Below are 13,720 nucleotides of genomic sequence, written 5' to 3' on the forward strand. Positions count from 1 at the left end.
GGTGACCACCGGGTGTCGCCGACGGCCCGGACGTGCTACGCGGTGCCGCGCGCGATCGCGGTGAGCGGGATCGGCAGCCAGGTAGGACGGCTGCGGGTCTCGTAGAGCACCTGGTAGACGGCCTTGTCCAACTCGTAGGCGCGCAGCAGTGCGGCGTGCGCGCGCGGGTCCTCACCGGCGCGGGCGGCGTAGCCGGCGCAGAACGCGTCACGGTTCGCGGCCGACCAGTCGTGAGCGAGGCGTGCCTCGGTGGTGTCCGAACCGAGACCTGCCCCGGGCGTGTCGGACCGGGTCAGCAGGTGGTGGAAGGCGGCGTAGTCGAAGGAGAACAGCATCCCGACGACGTCGCGCACCGCGGAGTCCGGCGCGCGCCGCTCCTCCGGCGAGGCGGCCGGCTCGCCCTCGAAGTCGATGACCAGCCAGCGGCCGTCCGGGCGGCGCAGCGTCTGCCCGAGGTGCAGGTCGCCGTGCACCCGCTGCACGACGACGGGCGCGCCCAGCGCGGCCACCTCGTCGTAGACGGCGCGGATCGCGGGCACGTGCGGGGCGAGCACCGGCACCTGGTCGGCGACCTCGGCGCACCGCCGGGTCCAGTACGCCGCCAGCTCGCGCGGGTCGGCCTCGGAGGTGCCGAGCTCGGCGCGCAGCGCGACGTGCACGTCGGCGAGCGCCTCACCGAGCGCGCGGGCGTCGCCGGTGAAGTCGGTCCGGTCGCGGACCGCCGCGGTCGCCCGCTCCCAGCCGTCGTGCGATCCGGCCGCGAACTCCTGCAGCAGCGCGAAGGTGGCGGGCTCGCCGTCGAGGACACCCTCGATCCCGCCCTGCAGCGCCGCGACCGACGTCGACCCGGCCGCGCGCAGCGCCCGGTGCAGCTCCAGGTCGGGGTTCAGACCGGGGGACAGGCGCCGGTAGACCTTGAGGATGGAGCGCTCGCCCCAGCGGACGGAGGTGTTGGACTGCTCGGCGTCGACGACGCGGCCGGTCTCGGTCAGCGGCAGGTCCGCGCCCGGCTCGGGCACGAACGACAGGTCACCGACGGTCGTGCGCTCGGCGATCAGCCGCAGCAGCAGCGCGGTGACGCGCCCGTCGTGCAGGCCGTCGTAGAGGACCTGCCCGTCGTGGTCGCCGATCGGGGCGGCCCCGGCCGGGGCGTGCGGGGCGCGGGCCAGGAGCAGCTGGTAGTGCCGGTCCGGACCGTCGGCGAAGGACACCGCGAGGACCAGCACCTCGAGCCCGGTGACACCCGCGGCGGCGGGCAGCGGGTGCCGCGACGCGACGGCGACGCCGGTCAGCGGACGCCCCTTCTCGGCGAACCAGCGACGCCCGGGCAGCCAGTCACGCAACAGGCCCGGGAGCGCCGTCAGGTCCTCGGAAGCTCCGGTCGGCCGCACGCGTCGTCCCCCTCCTGCCGGGCGTCCGCCCGGCCTGTGAACACCACCGCGGACCGGTCGCGGCCACCGCCCGCACCACGTGGGGGTACCGGTCGGTGCCACCCGGGCCCGCAGGCGAAAACCCTAACCGGGACAGGCCGACCCGGCCGGGTCAGGAGGTCGGGTGGGCGGTACTGTCCGTGTCGGATCGACCACCCGTTGGTCACGGGCGGTGATCACGTTTCTGCCCGGCATCCCCGTGCCGGGAAACCCATACTGGACGTGGTGCCCGCGGGTACCCCGCGATGGTGCGCACGCGCCCGCGTGCGGATCGCCGTCGCAGGGCGCACCGTGGGCCGGACATGCCCAGAACCTGCCCTGACCTGCCCCCCACAGCGACCGGAGGACCGGCGGCGTGACCGAGCGAGAGCCGAAGGCCGACATCCCCCCGACGATCCCGGAGACCCAGGCCCGGATCGCACCGGCCGATCCGCTCGCCGCCGTCGAACCGGTGCCCGCCGAGGCCGAGCACGTCCCGGAGCCTCCGGACGTGAACTTCGCCGAGTACTACCACGAGGCGCGTCCGCGCACGCTGCGTCACCGCGCCCGGGTGCGGTCCACGGTGCGGCGCCGGTCGGTGTCGCAGGACGGCCCGGCGTCGGGGGAGAACCCGGTCTACGTGTCGTGGCTGCTGTCCCAGTCGATGCTCGGCCACGCCGACGAGCTGGCCCGCCAGTTCTCCGGGCAGGGCTCGATGTGGCAGAACCCCTACGCCAGCCCCGGCCCGCGGCACGCGGTCGAGACGGCGTCGGTGTGGTTCACCGCCTACCCGATCTCGCTGATCACCGCCTCCGGCGAGTCGTTCCTGGCGGCGCTGGGCGACGAGGAGCTGTGGCAGGCGTTCGAGACGATCGGCATCGAGGGCGTCCACACCGGGCCGGTGAAGAAGGCGGGCGGACTCTCGGGCTGGCAGCCCACCCCGAGCGTCGACGGCCACTTCGACCGCATCTCCAACGAGCTCGACCCGGCCTTCGGCACCGAGGACGAGTTCCGCGCGATGTGCGCGACCGCCACCTGGCACGGCGGCACGATCATCGACGACATCGTCCCCGGCCACACCGGCAAGGGCCCGGACTTCCGGCTCGCCGAGCTCGCCTACGGCGACTACCCGGGCATCTACCACATGGTCGAGATCGAGCAGTCCGACTGGGGGATGCTGCCGGACGTGCCGCCGGGGAAGGACTCGGCCAACCTCGACGCCGCGACCGAGGAGGCACTGGAGAAGGCCGGCTACATCGTCGGCCGGCTGCAGCGGGTCATCTTCTACCGCGAGGGCGTGAAGGAGACCAACTGGTCGGCGACCGGCGAGGTCACCGGCGTCGACGGCGTCGTGCGGCGCTGGGTGTACCTGCACTACTTCAAGGACGGCCAGCCGTCGGTCAACTGGCTGGACCCGACCTTCGCGGGCATGCGGATGGTCATCGGCGACGCCCTGCACTCGCTGGCCGACCTCGGCTCGGGTGCGCTGCGCCTGGACGCGAACGGCTTCCTCGGCGTGGAGAAGGCGGGCTCCGGGAACCCCGGCTGGTCCGAGGGACACCCGCTGTCGGAGGCCGCGAACCACCTCATCGCGAGCATGGTGCGCAAGGTCGGCGGGTTCACCTTCCAGGAGCTGAACCTGACCGTCGACGACATCAAGGTCACCTCCGAGGCGGGCGCGGACCTGTCCTACGACTTCATCAACCGCCCCGCCTACCACCACGCGCTCGCGACCTCGGACACCGAGTTCCTGCGGCTGACCCTGCGCACCGCGCTGGACCTGGGCGTCGACCCGGCGTCGCTGGTGCACGCGCTGCAGAACCACGACGAGCTGACCTACGAGCTCGTGCACTGGACCGCGGGCCACACCGACGAGCTCTTCCACTTCCGCGGCGAGGACATGCGCGGCGGGGACCTGGCCGACACGATCCGCCGCGACCTGTGCGACGTCCTCACCGGACCGGACGCGCCCTACAACCTGATCTTCACGACGAACGGGATCGCCTGCACCACCGCGACCGTCATCGCCGCCTCGCTCGGCATCTCCGCGCTCGACGACATCGGCCCCGACGACGTCGAGCGCATCCGGCGGGTGCACCTGCTGCTGGTCATGTTCAACGCCTTCCAGCCCGGGGTGTTCGCGCTGTCGGGCTGGGACCTGCTCGGCATGCTGACGCTGCCGCCGGACTCGGTCTCGGACCTGCTGAACTCCGGGGACACCCGGTGGATCTCGCGGCCGGCGCACGACCTGATGGGGCACCGGCCGGACGCCGAGCGGTCCTCGTCGGGGATGCCCCGCGGGCGCAGTCTCTACGGGTCGCTGCCCGACCAGCTGACCGAGGAGACCAGCTTCGTCCGCCAGATGCAGGCGATCCTGGCCGTGCGCAAGCGCTCCGGGGTGGCGACGGCCCGCCAGGTCGACGTGCCGGACGTGTCGCACCGCGGCCTGCTGGTGATGGTGCACCTGCTCGACGACGACCGGACCAGCGTGACCGTCCTGAACTTCGCCGACGAGCAGGTGGACGCGTTCGTGCGGTCCGAGCACCTGGCGCCGGGCGCGACGGTCACCGACCTGTTCTCCGGCGAGACCGTCGGCACCGTCGACGACCTCAACGGGTTCCGGATCGGGATGGCCCCGTTCCGGGCGACCGCCGTGGTCCTGGAGCCCCCGGCGGACGACGCCGACGAGGACTGAGCGTCCACACCCGTCCGCCGCCGTCCACACCCGTCGCGACGGGTGTGGACGCCCGGCAGGGGGTGTGGACGGCGGCGGCCGGGGCGGGTCAGAGCAGCGGGGCCTGCGCGGGCAGCGTGATCACGTGCGCGACGTGGTCGGTCGGGACCAGCCGCACGAAGTTGTACTCGCCCCAGCGGTAGGACTCGCCCGACACCTCGTCGTGCACCTCGACGACGTCGGTGTACCGCAGCCCCAGCGCCGGCATGTCCAGCTTCAGGGTGCCCTGCTGCGGCGCGTGCGAGTCCAGCGTGCACACCACCAGCACCTGGTCGCCGGTGGACGGGTCCAGCTTGGAGAACGCGATGATGTTGGTGTTGTCCACCTCGTGGAAGTGGATCTCGCGCAGCTGCTGGAGCGCCGGGTGGGCGCGGCGGATCTCGTTGAGCCGGGTCAGGTACGGCTCCAGCGAGCGCCCCTGGTTCAGGGCGGACTCGAAGTCCCGCGGACGCAGCTCGTACTTCTCCGAGTCCAGGTACTCCTCGCTGCCCGGCTTGACCGGGGTGCCCTCGTACAGCTCGAAGCCGGAGTAGACGCCCCAGGTGGGCGACATCGTCGCGGCCAGGGTCGCCCGGATCGCGAACATCGCCGGGCCGCCGGTCTGCAGCGACTCGTGGAGGATGTCCGGGGTGTTGGTGAACAGGTTGGGGCGGCACTCGTCGGCGTGCTCGGCGTGCATCGTCGCGAAGTCGGCGAGCTCCTCGGCCTCGGTCCGCCACGTGAAGTACGTGTAGGACTGGGTGAAGCCCAGCCGCGCCAGCCCGAACAGGCGGGCCGGGCGGGTGAACGCCTCGGCCAGGAACAGCACCTCCGGGTGGGTCCGCTTGACCTCCCAGATCAGCCAGTGCCAGAAGTTCGGCGGCTTGGTGTGCGGGTTGTCGACCCGGAAGATCTTCACCCCGTGCTCGACCCACTTCAGCACCACGCGCAGGCACTCGGCGTAAATGCCGGCCGGGTCGCGGTCGAAGTTCAGCGGGTAGATGTCCTGGTAGCGCTTCGGCGGGTTCTCCGCGTAGGCGATCGTCCCGTCCGGGCGCACGGTGAACCACTCCGGGTGCTCGGTGACCCAGGGGTGGTCGGGCGCGCACTGCAGCGCCAGGTCGAGCGCGACCTCCATGCCGAGCTCGTTCGCCCGCGCGACGAACGCGTCGAAGTCGTCGAAGTCGCCCAGCTCCGGGTCGATCGCGTCGTGCCCGCCCGCGGCGGAGCCGATCGCCCACGGGGAGCCGACGTCGCCCGGCTCGGCATGGGTGGAGTTGTTGCGGCCCTTGCGGTGCACCGTGCCGACCGGGTGGATCGGCGGCAGGTAGACGACGTCGAAGCCCATCCGCGCGACGCGGTCGAGCTCCTTCGACGACGTCGCGAACGTGCCGTGCACCGGGCGGCCGGTCTCGTCGCGCCCGCCGGTGGAGCGGGGGAAGAACTCGTACCAGGACCCGTACAGCGCGCGGGGCCGGTCGACGAAGATCGTCCGCTCGGGGCCGCGGGTGATGAGCTCCCGGACGGGACGCTCGACCATGATCGCGACGACGGCGTCGAACAGGGCGGGGGCGACCCGGGCGCGCAGCGGCAGCGCGGTGTCCCGCAGCGTGTTCGCGGCGCCGAGCAGCAGGTCGCGGCTGTCCTTCTCGGCCGGGCGACGCCCCACCCTGGCGAGCAGCCGGGCGCCGACCTCGAGGTCGTTGGCCAGCTCCTCGGCCGTCTGGCCCGCGGCGATCTTCTTCTCCACGCCCGAGCGCCAGGTCGCCCACGGGTCGCTCCACGCGTCGACGCGGAAGGTCCAGCGACCCTCGGCGTCGGGGCGGACCCAGGCCACGAAGCGGTCGGTGCCCACCCCGTCGGGCTGCATCCGCACGTACTGCGCGTCGCCCGGCGTCCCGTCGGCCGACAGCGGGGTGAACACGACGTTCGCCGCGACGGCGTCGTGTCCCTCCCGCCACACGGTCGCCCGGATCGGGACGACCTCGCCGACCACGGCCTTGGCCGGGTCTCCGCTCTCCACGAACGGGGTCACGTCGTCGATTCCGAGCCGACCGGTCATCGGCTGCACCCCCAGGAAATTGTCACCGTCGGTAGAAGTCCCACCAGAGTCGAGACGGTCAGTCTGACGCCGCCACGTCACCTGTCGCCACACCCGCGGGACCATCGGCGTGAACGGATCGGAACGGATGTGGACGGAACCGATTCGACGTGCACGGACCCACCGGTCCCGCGGCAGTGCGACCCTACCGGTGGGACCCCGTCCCGGCCGGGCGGGACACCGCGTGCGTGTCGGGGTTCCCGGCTACCCTCGCGGCCGTGAGAGCCCTCCGCCGTTTCACCGTCCGTGCCCAGCTCCCCGCTCCGCTCGCGCCGCTGCAGACACTGGCGACGAACCTGCGGTGGACCTGGCACGCGCCGACCCGGGACCTGTTCGCCTCGCTCGACCCCGCCGCCTGGGACGCGAGCGGGCAGGACCCGGTCCGCCTGCTCGGCGAGATCCCCACCGGGCGGCTGGCCGAGCTCGCCGCGGACGACGCGGTCGCCGCCGAGGTCGCCGAGCGGGCCGCGGAGCTGGAGACCTACCTGTCCGAGCCGCGCTGGTACGACGAGGCCGACGGCGCGGGCAGGCCGTCGGCCGTCGCCTACTTCTCGATGGAGTTCGGCGTCTCGGAGGTGCTGCCCAACTACTCCGGCGGTCTCGGCGTGCTCGCCGGCGACCACCTGAAGGCCGCCTCGGACCTGGGTGTCCCGCTCGTCGCGGTGGGGCTGCTGTACCGGTCGGGGTACTTCCGTCAGTCCCTGTCGCTCGACGGCTGGCAGCTCGAGCACTACCCGGCGATCGACCCGCAGGGGTTGCCGCTGCAGCTGCTCACCGACCCCTCCGGCGAGCCGGAGCTCGTCGAGGTCGCGATGCCGGGGGACCGCACGCTGCACGCGCGGATCTGGCAGGCCGCGGTCGGGCGGGTCCCGCTGCTGCTGCTCGACACCGACATCGAGGAGAACGCCGGTTCCGACGGCGGGGCCGACCTGCGCGGGGTCACCGACCGGCTCTACGGCGGCGACCAGAACCACCGCATCCAGCAGGAGATCCTGATCGGTGTCGGCGGGGTCCGCGCGGTCCGCGCGTTCTGCCGGCTCACCGGGCACCCGACACCGGAGGTCTTCCACACCAACGAGGGCCACGCCGGGTTCCTCGGCTGCGAGCGGATCCGCGAGCTGTGCACCGGCTCGGCGGTGTCGTCCAACGGCGCGGGACCGGCGACGGCGTCCGCGTCGTCCGGCGGGCTGGACTTCGACGAGGCGCTCGCCGCCGTCCGCGCGGGCACGGTGTTCACCACCCACACCCCGGTGCCCGCCGGGATCGACCGGTTCGGCCTGGACCTCGTGCGGCACTACCTCACCGACCGGCTGCTGCCGGGCCTGCCGACCGACCGGCTCCTCGCGCTCGGCGCGGAGGAGGATCCGGAGACGTTCAACATGGCGCACATGGGGCTGCGCCTGGCCCAGCGCGCCAACGGTGTCTCCCGGCTGCACGGGACGGTGTCGCGGGAGATGTTCGGCGGGCTGTGGGCCGGGTTCGACCGCGAGGAGGTGCCGATCGGCTCGGTCACCAACGGCGTGCACGGCCCCACCTGGGAGGCCCACCAGGTCACCGAGCTGCTCGGGGAGCCCGGCGGCAGCACCGCCGAGGTGTCCGACGCCGACGTGTGGGGCCTGCGCAACACGCTGCGGTCCCGGCTGGTCGACGAGGTCCGCCGCCGGGTGCGCGCCGCGTGGCTGGAGCGGGGTGCGTCCGAGCCGGAGCTGGGCTGGACCGACCACGTCTTCGACCGCGACGTGCTCACCGTCGGCTTCGCCCGCCGGGTCCCGACCTACAAGCGGCTCACGCTGATGCTGCGCGACGCCGACCGGCTCCGCAGCCTGCTGCTCGACCCGCACCGGCCGGTGCAGCTCGTCGTCGCGGGGAAGTCGCACCCCGCCGACGACGGCGGCAAGGCGCTCATCCAGCAGATCGTGCGCTTCGCCGACGACGCCGGCGTGCGCCACCGCATCGTCTTCCTGCCCGACTACGACATGTCGATGGCCCGCTACCTCTACTGGGGCTGCGACGTCTGGCTGAACAACCCGCTGCGCCCGCTGGAGGCCTGCGGCACCTCCGGCATGAAGTCCGCTCTCAACGGCGGGCTGAACCTGTCCATCCGCGACGGCTGGTGGGACGAGTTCTACGACGGCGCCAACGGCTGGGCCATCCCCACCGCCGACGGCGTCGAGGACCCGACCCGGCGTGACGACCTCGAGGCCAACGCCCTCTACGAGCTCATCGCCACCCAGGTCGGCCCGGCGTTCTACGACCGCGTCGACGGCGTCCCGCACCGCTGGGTCGAGATGGTCCGCCACACCCTCACCACCCTGCGGCCGAAGGTGCAGGCCACCCGGATGGTGCGGGAGTACGTGCAGGACTGGTACACCCCGGCCGCCCGTGCCGCCGCGGACGCGGCCGCGTCGGACTACGCCGTCGCCCGCGACATCGCGCAGTTCCGGGCCCGGCTGAACAAGGCGTGGAACCACGTCCGGATCACCGGTGTGGACGCGTCCGGGCTGCCCGACACCCCGGTCGTGGGGTCGCCGATGACGGTCCGGGCGGGGGTGGACCTGGCCGGGCTGGACCCGTCGGACGTGACGGTCGAGGCCGTCGTCGGGCGGGTCGACTCCTCCGACGAGCTGGCGGACCCGGTGACCGTCGCGATGGAGCACCGCGGCGACGGATCCTGGGAGGTCGCCGTGCCGCTGCCGCACGCGGGGCTGACCGGGTACACGGTGCGGGTGCTGCCGCACCACCCGCACCTGGCGTCGTCGGTCGAGCTGGGGCGGATCGTCCTGGCGGGCTAGCGCAGCGTGGTCCGGCTCGTGGTGTGCTCACCCCGCGGGTTGACGGTGGTCAGCGCGAGCTCCCGCGGTCCCGGTGGCAGCGCGCCGACCACGATGTCCTGGGTGGTGGCGTAGCCGCCGCAGGTACCCGACCAGAGCACCCGGCCGTCCGTCGCGAGCGTGCAGGGCCCGGAGACGTACGGGTCGACCGGGGCCTCGCGGTTGGCGCGTACGTGCACGGTGCCGTCGGCGGCGCGGGCCGCGGTGATCGACATCGTGAGGGCGCACGGGGCCTGCTCGCCGAACGTGGTGAGGACGGCGGGCCCCGGCTCGGACCGGCTCTCGTCGACGTCGCGGGTCACCGCGCGCACCGACACCGTGAACGGCGCGAGGCAGTAGTCGCCGTACACCGGTGCGCTGGTGGTGGTCTCGGTCGAGGCGGAGTGGAGGACGGCGCCCGCGTCGTCGCGGACCTCGACGTCGTAGTGGGTGCGCAGGGCGCCCTCGTTCCGGACGGGCGGCGACCAGGACACCTGCAGACCGAGGCCGCGGGCGCCGCCGCCGGGCACGGGGGAGACCTGCAGGGCCTGCACCGGGCCGGGCGCCGGGAGCGCCTCGGCCGGCGGCGACGGCGGGGCGGGGGTCGCCGCCGTCGTGAGCAGGGCGGTGGTGGCCACGGCGGCGACGGCGGTGGCGGCACGGACGAGACGGGGGAGCGCTCGGGGCACGTGGACTCCAGTTCCACGGGGACAGATGCACTCGGCGTATCGGAGCAGTGATGAGATACGTCACACGACGGTGCGGAGTACGCCCGTTCGGCCCAGCAACGGTGTGCCGGTCAGTCGCCGCAGACGGGCAGCGGGGTGTGGGCCCCGGGGACCTCGCCGTGCTGGGGGAAGTACCAGGTCAGCGTGCGGTAGGCCGGGCGCCCGGCGCAGGTGCCCGGGTCGGCCGCGACCACCGTCGCCCGTTCCCGGGTCGCGGCGGCGAGCGGCTGCCCGGGGGCGGCGTAGGCCGCCGTCCCGGTGCCGGTGGCGGTCGGGCCGCCCCAGCTCTGCCACGTCAGGTCCTCGACGATGCCGGTGGAGCTCGCCCCGCCGAGGTCGACCAGCGACGGCCGCGCGGTCCCGAGACCGCGGGCCTGCGGCCGGTCCGGGCTGCCGAGCACGATCGTCACCGGCGGCCCGGTGCCGGTCGACGCGGAGTCCGACGGTGCGGCGACGTCGGACGCGCTCGGGCCCGCCGCGGTCTCCGCGCCGCGGGTCGGGGCGAGCGGGGAGGGAACCGCACAGCCCGCGCCCAGGACACCGACCAGCAGGACGGCCGGGAGCAGCACCACACGCGGGGCCGTCCGTGACGTCCCACCGCCCGCCGGACCACCTCCCGCCGGACCGCGGTCCGAGGGGGCGGGACCCGTCGTCGGCACGGGTCAGCCGCCGCAGCACCCGCCGCCGCAGCAGCCCCCGCCGCCACCGGCCGGGGCCATCGCGGGCCGGGGCGCGGCACCGGACCGGCCGCCGAGCGCGATCGTCGAGAGCAGCTTGACGGTGTCCGCGTGCCCGTGCGGGCAGTCCGCCGGGTCCGACGACGCGGCCATCGGCCGGTCGACCTCGAACGTCGTGGCGCACTCGCGGCAGCGGAACTCGTAGCGCGGCATGCGCGGAGCCTACGCCGCCCGGCCCGCCGGACCCAGCTCCCGGAACCCGGCGGGCCGGGGCCGGTCAGCGGCTGCGCAGCAGGCGTACCGAGCGGGGCGGGAGGACGACCGTCGCCCCGGCGTCGAGCGGGGTGGTGTCGGCGGGGGTGCCGTCGGGCGCGGTCGAGTCCAGGACCGGGTCGAATCCGTGGTCGCTGGGCAGCACGCAGTCGGCGGGCTCGTCGCCGGCGTGCAGGATCAGCAGCCAGTAGTCGGCCAGCAGCAGCGCGAGGGTGCGGCGGCCGCCGTCGTGCCAGTCCCCGGGCTCCATCGGCCGCCCGGACGGGTCCCACCAGAGGACCTCGCCGTCGACGTAGAACTGGTCGCGGTGCAGCACCGGGGACTCGCGGCGCAGCGCGGCGACCTTGGCGGTGAACGCCTCCATCGCCGTGGTCTCGTCGGTGCGGGTCCAGTCCACCCAGGACGTCTCGTCGTCGCGGCAGTAGGCGTTGTTGTTGCCGCCCTGGGTGCGCCAGCGCTCGTCGCCGCCGGTGATCATCGGGGTGCCGATCGACAGCAGCAGCGTGGCCATCATCGCCCGGGCCGTGGCCTGCCGGGCGGCGCGGATGCCGGCGTCGTCGGTCGGGCCCTCGACGCCGTGGTTCTGCGAGCGGTTGTCGTCGGTGCCGTCGCGGTTGTTCTCGCCGTTGCCCTCGTTGTGCTTGCGCTCGTAGGACACGAGGTCGCGCAGGGTGAAGCCGTCGTGGGCGGTGACGAAGTTGACCGAGGCCCACGGGCGACGCCCGGAGAGCTGGTAGATGTCGGAGCTGCCGGTCAGCCGCGACGCCAGCTCGGCGACGCCGCCGTGGCCGCGCCAGAAGTCGCGCACCGCGTCGCGGTAACGGCCGTTCCACTCCGACCACGCCACACCGAACCCGCCGACGCGGTAGCCCTCGCCGGTCGCGTCCCACGGCTCGGCGATCAACTTGGTCGTCGACAGGGTCGGGTCCTGGGCGATCGCGGTGAGCAGTGCGGAGTCCGGGGAGAAGGGGCCCGACCGCGGGCGGCCGAGCACCGAGGCGAGGTCGATCCGGAACCCGTCGACGCCGTAGGCGTGCACCCAGTGCCGCATGGCGTCGCAGACCAGCCGGATCACCGTGGGGGAGCCGGCGTCGAGGGTGTTGCCGGTGCCGGTGATGTCGGCGTCGTGTCCGGACCCGCCCAGCGAGTAGTACGCCGGAGCGTCCAGCCCGCGGTAGGACAGCGTGGTGCCGCCGACCCCGCCCTCGCAGGTGTGGTTGGGGACGATGTCGAGGATGACCTCGATCCCGGCCGCGTGCAGGGTGTCGACGAGATAGCGGAACTCCGCGACCTCGTTGCCGGGGTCCGAGGCGTAGCCGGCGTGCGGGGCGAGGAAGCCCAGCGTGGCGTAGCCCCAGTAGTTCGACGCGCCGCGCTCCAGCAGCGGCGGCTCGGGGGCGTTGGCCTGCACCGGGAGCAGCTCGACGGCCGTCACCCCGGTCCGCTGCAGCTGCGCGATCACCGCCGGGTGGGCCAGCCCCAGGTAGGTGCCACGGTGGGCCTCGGGCACCTCGGGGTGGAGCTTCGTCCAGCCGCGCACGTGGATCTCCGAGATCACCGTCTCCGACCACGGCACGTCCGGGCGGGGCGGGCGCGGTGCGGCGTCGGTGGCGGTGACGACCGACAGCGGCACCGAGCCGAGCGAGTCGACGGTGCTGGGCCGCCCGGACATCGGGTCGCCGTCCCACCCGCGGGCGGCGACGACGTCGGTCACCAGGCCGGTGATCCGGGCCGCGTAGGGGTCGACGAGGATCTTGTGCGGGTTCGCGCGGAGTCCCTCGAACGGCCGGTAGGGGCCGTGTACCCGGTAGCCGTAGCGCTGGCCGGGCCGCACCCCGGGCACGTGGCCGTGCCACACGCCGAAGGTGTGCTCGCGCAGCTCGACGCGCCGCTCGGCGAGACCACCGCCCTCACCGTCGGCGGCGCCGTCGATCAGGCACACCTCGACGGTCTCGGCGCTGGTGGTGGCGACCGCGAAGCGGGTCCCGTGGTCGTCGGGGTGGGCACCGAGGGGGAAGACAGGCACGATCGGCCAGGATAGGGGGGTGACTTCGCCCCGAACCCCGTCCGCGCCCGGTGTCACACCCGTTTCCACCCCGATCGACGACGAGGACGTGGTCGTCGGGATGGACGGCGCCACCGTCCGCCGCGGCGACACCACCCTGCTCGATGCCGTCGACTGGCGGGTGGAACTCGACGAGCGCTGGGTCGTCCTCGGCCCGAACGGCGCCGGCAAGACGACCCTGCTCCGTCTCGCCGGTGCCGAGCTGCACCCGACCTCCGGCACCGTCCACGTGCTCGGTGAGCGCATGGGCCGGGTCAACGTCTTCGAGCTCCGCACCCGGATCGGTCTCACCTCGGCGAACCTGGGCGTCCGGATCCCGGGCGACGAGATCGTCTCCGACGTCGTCGTCTCCGCGGGCTACGCGGTCCTCGGGCGCTGGCGCGAGGAGTACGAGCGCGACGACACCGGCCGCGCCGAGCAGCTGCTGGGCCAGCTCGGCATGGCGGGGTTCGCCGGGCGCGCGTACGGCACGCTCTCCGAGGGCGAGCGCAAGCGGACCCTGATCGCCCGCGCGTTGATGACCGACCCGGAGCTGCTGCTGCTCGACGAGCCCGCCGCCGGGCTGGACCTCGGCGGCCGCGAGGACCTCGTCACCCGGCTCGCCGACCTCGCCGACGACCCGTACGCCCCGGCGTCGGTGCTGGTCACCCACCACGTCGAGGAGATCCCGCCGAACTACAGCCACGGGCTGCTGCTGCGTGAGGGGCGTGTGGTCGCCGCGGGGCTCCTGGACGAGGTCATGACCTCCGAGCCGCTGTCGGAGACGTTCGGGCTGCCGCTGACCGTCGAGCGCCGCCGCAACGGACGGTTCACCGCCTACCGACGCGGCTGACGCCGGGGCCCGTGGGCCGTCCGGCCCAGCCGGGAGCAGTCGTCCGCGCCGCCGGTTGGCGAGGGATCCCCCTCGGATGGGCTGTCCGCCGCCTTCGCGACGTACGTCCGGG

9 protein-coding genes are annotated in these 13,720 nt (G+C 73.8%); 3 read left to right on the plus strand and 6 right to left on the minus strand.

Features of this window, described 5'->3' with window-relative positions:
• Window positions 1-35: 35 nt before the first annotated feature.
• Window positions 36-1,391: an aminoglycoside phosphotransferase gene (locus KPF22_RS07665; protein WP_224401581.1), complete on the minus strand. Its 1,356-nt coding sequence runs from the start codon at window positions 1,389-1,391 to the stop codon at window positions 36-38.
• A 394-nt stretch (window positions 1,392-1,785) separates the two neighbouring features.
• On the opposite strand from KPF22_RS07665, the gene treS reads away from it, so the two are divergent.
• Window positions 1,786-4,104 (plus strand): maltose alpha-D-glucosyltransferase, encoded by a 2,319-nt coding sequence (treS, locus tag KPF22_RS07670; protein ID WP_224401582.1) that lies wholly within the window; start codon window positions 1,786-1,788, stop codon window positions 4,102-4,104.
• An 88-nt stretch (window positions 4,105-4,192) separates the two neighbouring features.
• Here the strand turns inward: treS and KPF22_RS07675 are convergent, their stop codons facing one another.
• The gene (locus KPF22_RS07675; protein WP_224401583.1) at window positions 4,193-6,184 is read right to left on the minus strand and encodes an alpha-1,4-glucan--maltose-1-phosphate maltosyltransferase; all 1,992 of its coding nucleotides are present in this window, start codon (window positions 6,182-6,184) and stop codon (window positions 4,193-4,195) included.
• A gap of 257 nt (window positions 6,185-6,441) precedes the next feature.
• Between KPF22_RS07675 and glgP the strand changes: the two genes are divergently transcribed.
• The gene (gene glgP / locus KPF22_RS07680; RefSeq protein ID WP_224401584.1) at window positions 6,442-9,015 is read left to right on the plus strand and encodes an alpha-glucan family phosphorylase; all 2,574 of its coding nucleotides are present in this window, start codon (window positions 6,442-6,444) and stop codon (window positions 9,013-9,015) included.
• Here glgP and KPF22_RS07685 read toward each other — a convergent pair.
• The 4 genes from KPF22_RS07685 to glgX form a co-directional block, all read right to left on the minus strand.
• Window positions 9,012-9,722: a fibronectin type III domain-containing protein gene (locus KPF22_RS07685; protein ID WP_224401585.1), complete on the minus strand. Its 711-nt coding sequence runs from the start codon at window positions 9,720-9,722 to the stop codon at window positions 9,012-9,014. The genes glgP and KPF22_RS07685 overlap by 4 nt on opposite strands.
• 110 nt (window positions 9,723-9,832) lie before the next feature.
• Window positions 9,833-10,333, minus strand: coding sequence for a hypothetical protein (locus tag KPF22_RS07690; protein ID WP_224401586.1), 501 nt, complete (start codon window positions 10,331-10,333; stop codon window positions 9,833-9,835).
• Between the two features lie 90 nt (window positions 10,334-10,423).
• The gene (locus tag KPF22_RS07695) at window positions 10,424-10,651 is read right to left on the minus strand and encodes a zinc ribbon domain-containing protein (protein ID WP_060713047.1); all 228 of its coding nucleotides are present in this window, start codon (window positions 10,649-10,651) and stop codon (window positions 10,424-10,426) included.
• A 64-nt stretch (window positions 10,652-10,715) separates the two neighbouring features.
• The gene (gene glgX, locus KPF22_RS07700; protein WP_224401587.1) at window positions 10,716-12,737 is read right to left on the minus strand and encodes a glycogen debranching protein GlgX; all 2,022 of its coding nucleotides are present in this window, start codon (window positions 12,735-12,737) and stop codon (window positions 10,716-10,718) included.
• Between the two features lie 100 nt (window positions 12,738-12,837).
• Here glgX and KPF22_RS07705 point away from each other — a divergent pair, with 100 nt between their 5' ends.
• Window positions 12,838-13,608 carry an ABC transporter ATP-binding protein gene (locus tag KPF22_RS07705; RefSeq protein ID WP_178376480.1) on the plus strand — a complete coding sequence of 257 codons (771 nt, stop codon included), beginning with the start codon at window positions 12,838-12,840 and terminating at the stop codon, window positions 13,606-13,608.
• Window positions 13,609-13,720: the final 112 nt, after the last annotated feature.

This window comes from Pseudonocardia sp. ICBG1034, from assembly GCF_020131375.1.
GTDB lineage: Bacteria > Actinomycetota > Actinomycetes > Mycobacteriales > Pseudonocardiaceae > Pseudonocardia > Pseudonocardia alni.

What these genes read in the sequence shown, in the direction of transcription:
- KPF22_RS07675 (WP_224401583.1), bottom strand. Translation starts at nt 6,184, where the DNA reads ATGACCGGTCGGCTCGGAATCGACGACGTGACCCCGTTCGTGGAGAGC.
- KPF22_RS07695 (WP_060713047.1), bottom strand. Translation starts at nt 10,651, where the DNA reads ATGCCGCGCTACGAGTTCCGCTGCCGCGAGTGCGCCACGACGTTCGAG.
- KPF22_RS07705 (WP_178376480.1), top strand. Translation starts at nt 12,838, where the DNA reads ATGGACGGCGCCACCGTCCGCCGCGGCGACACCACCCTGCTCGATGCC.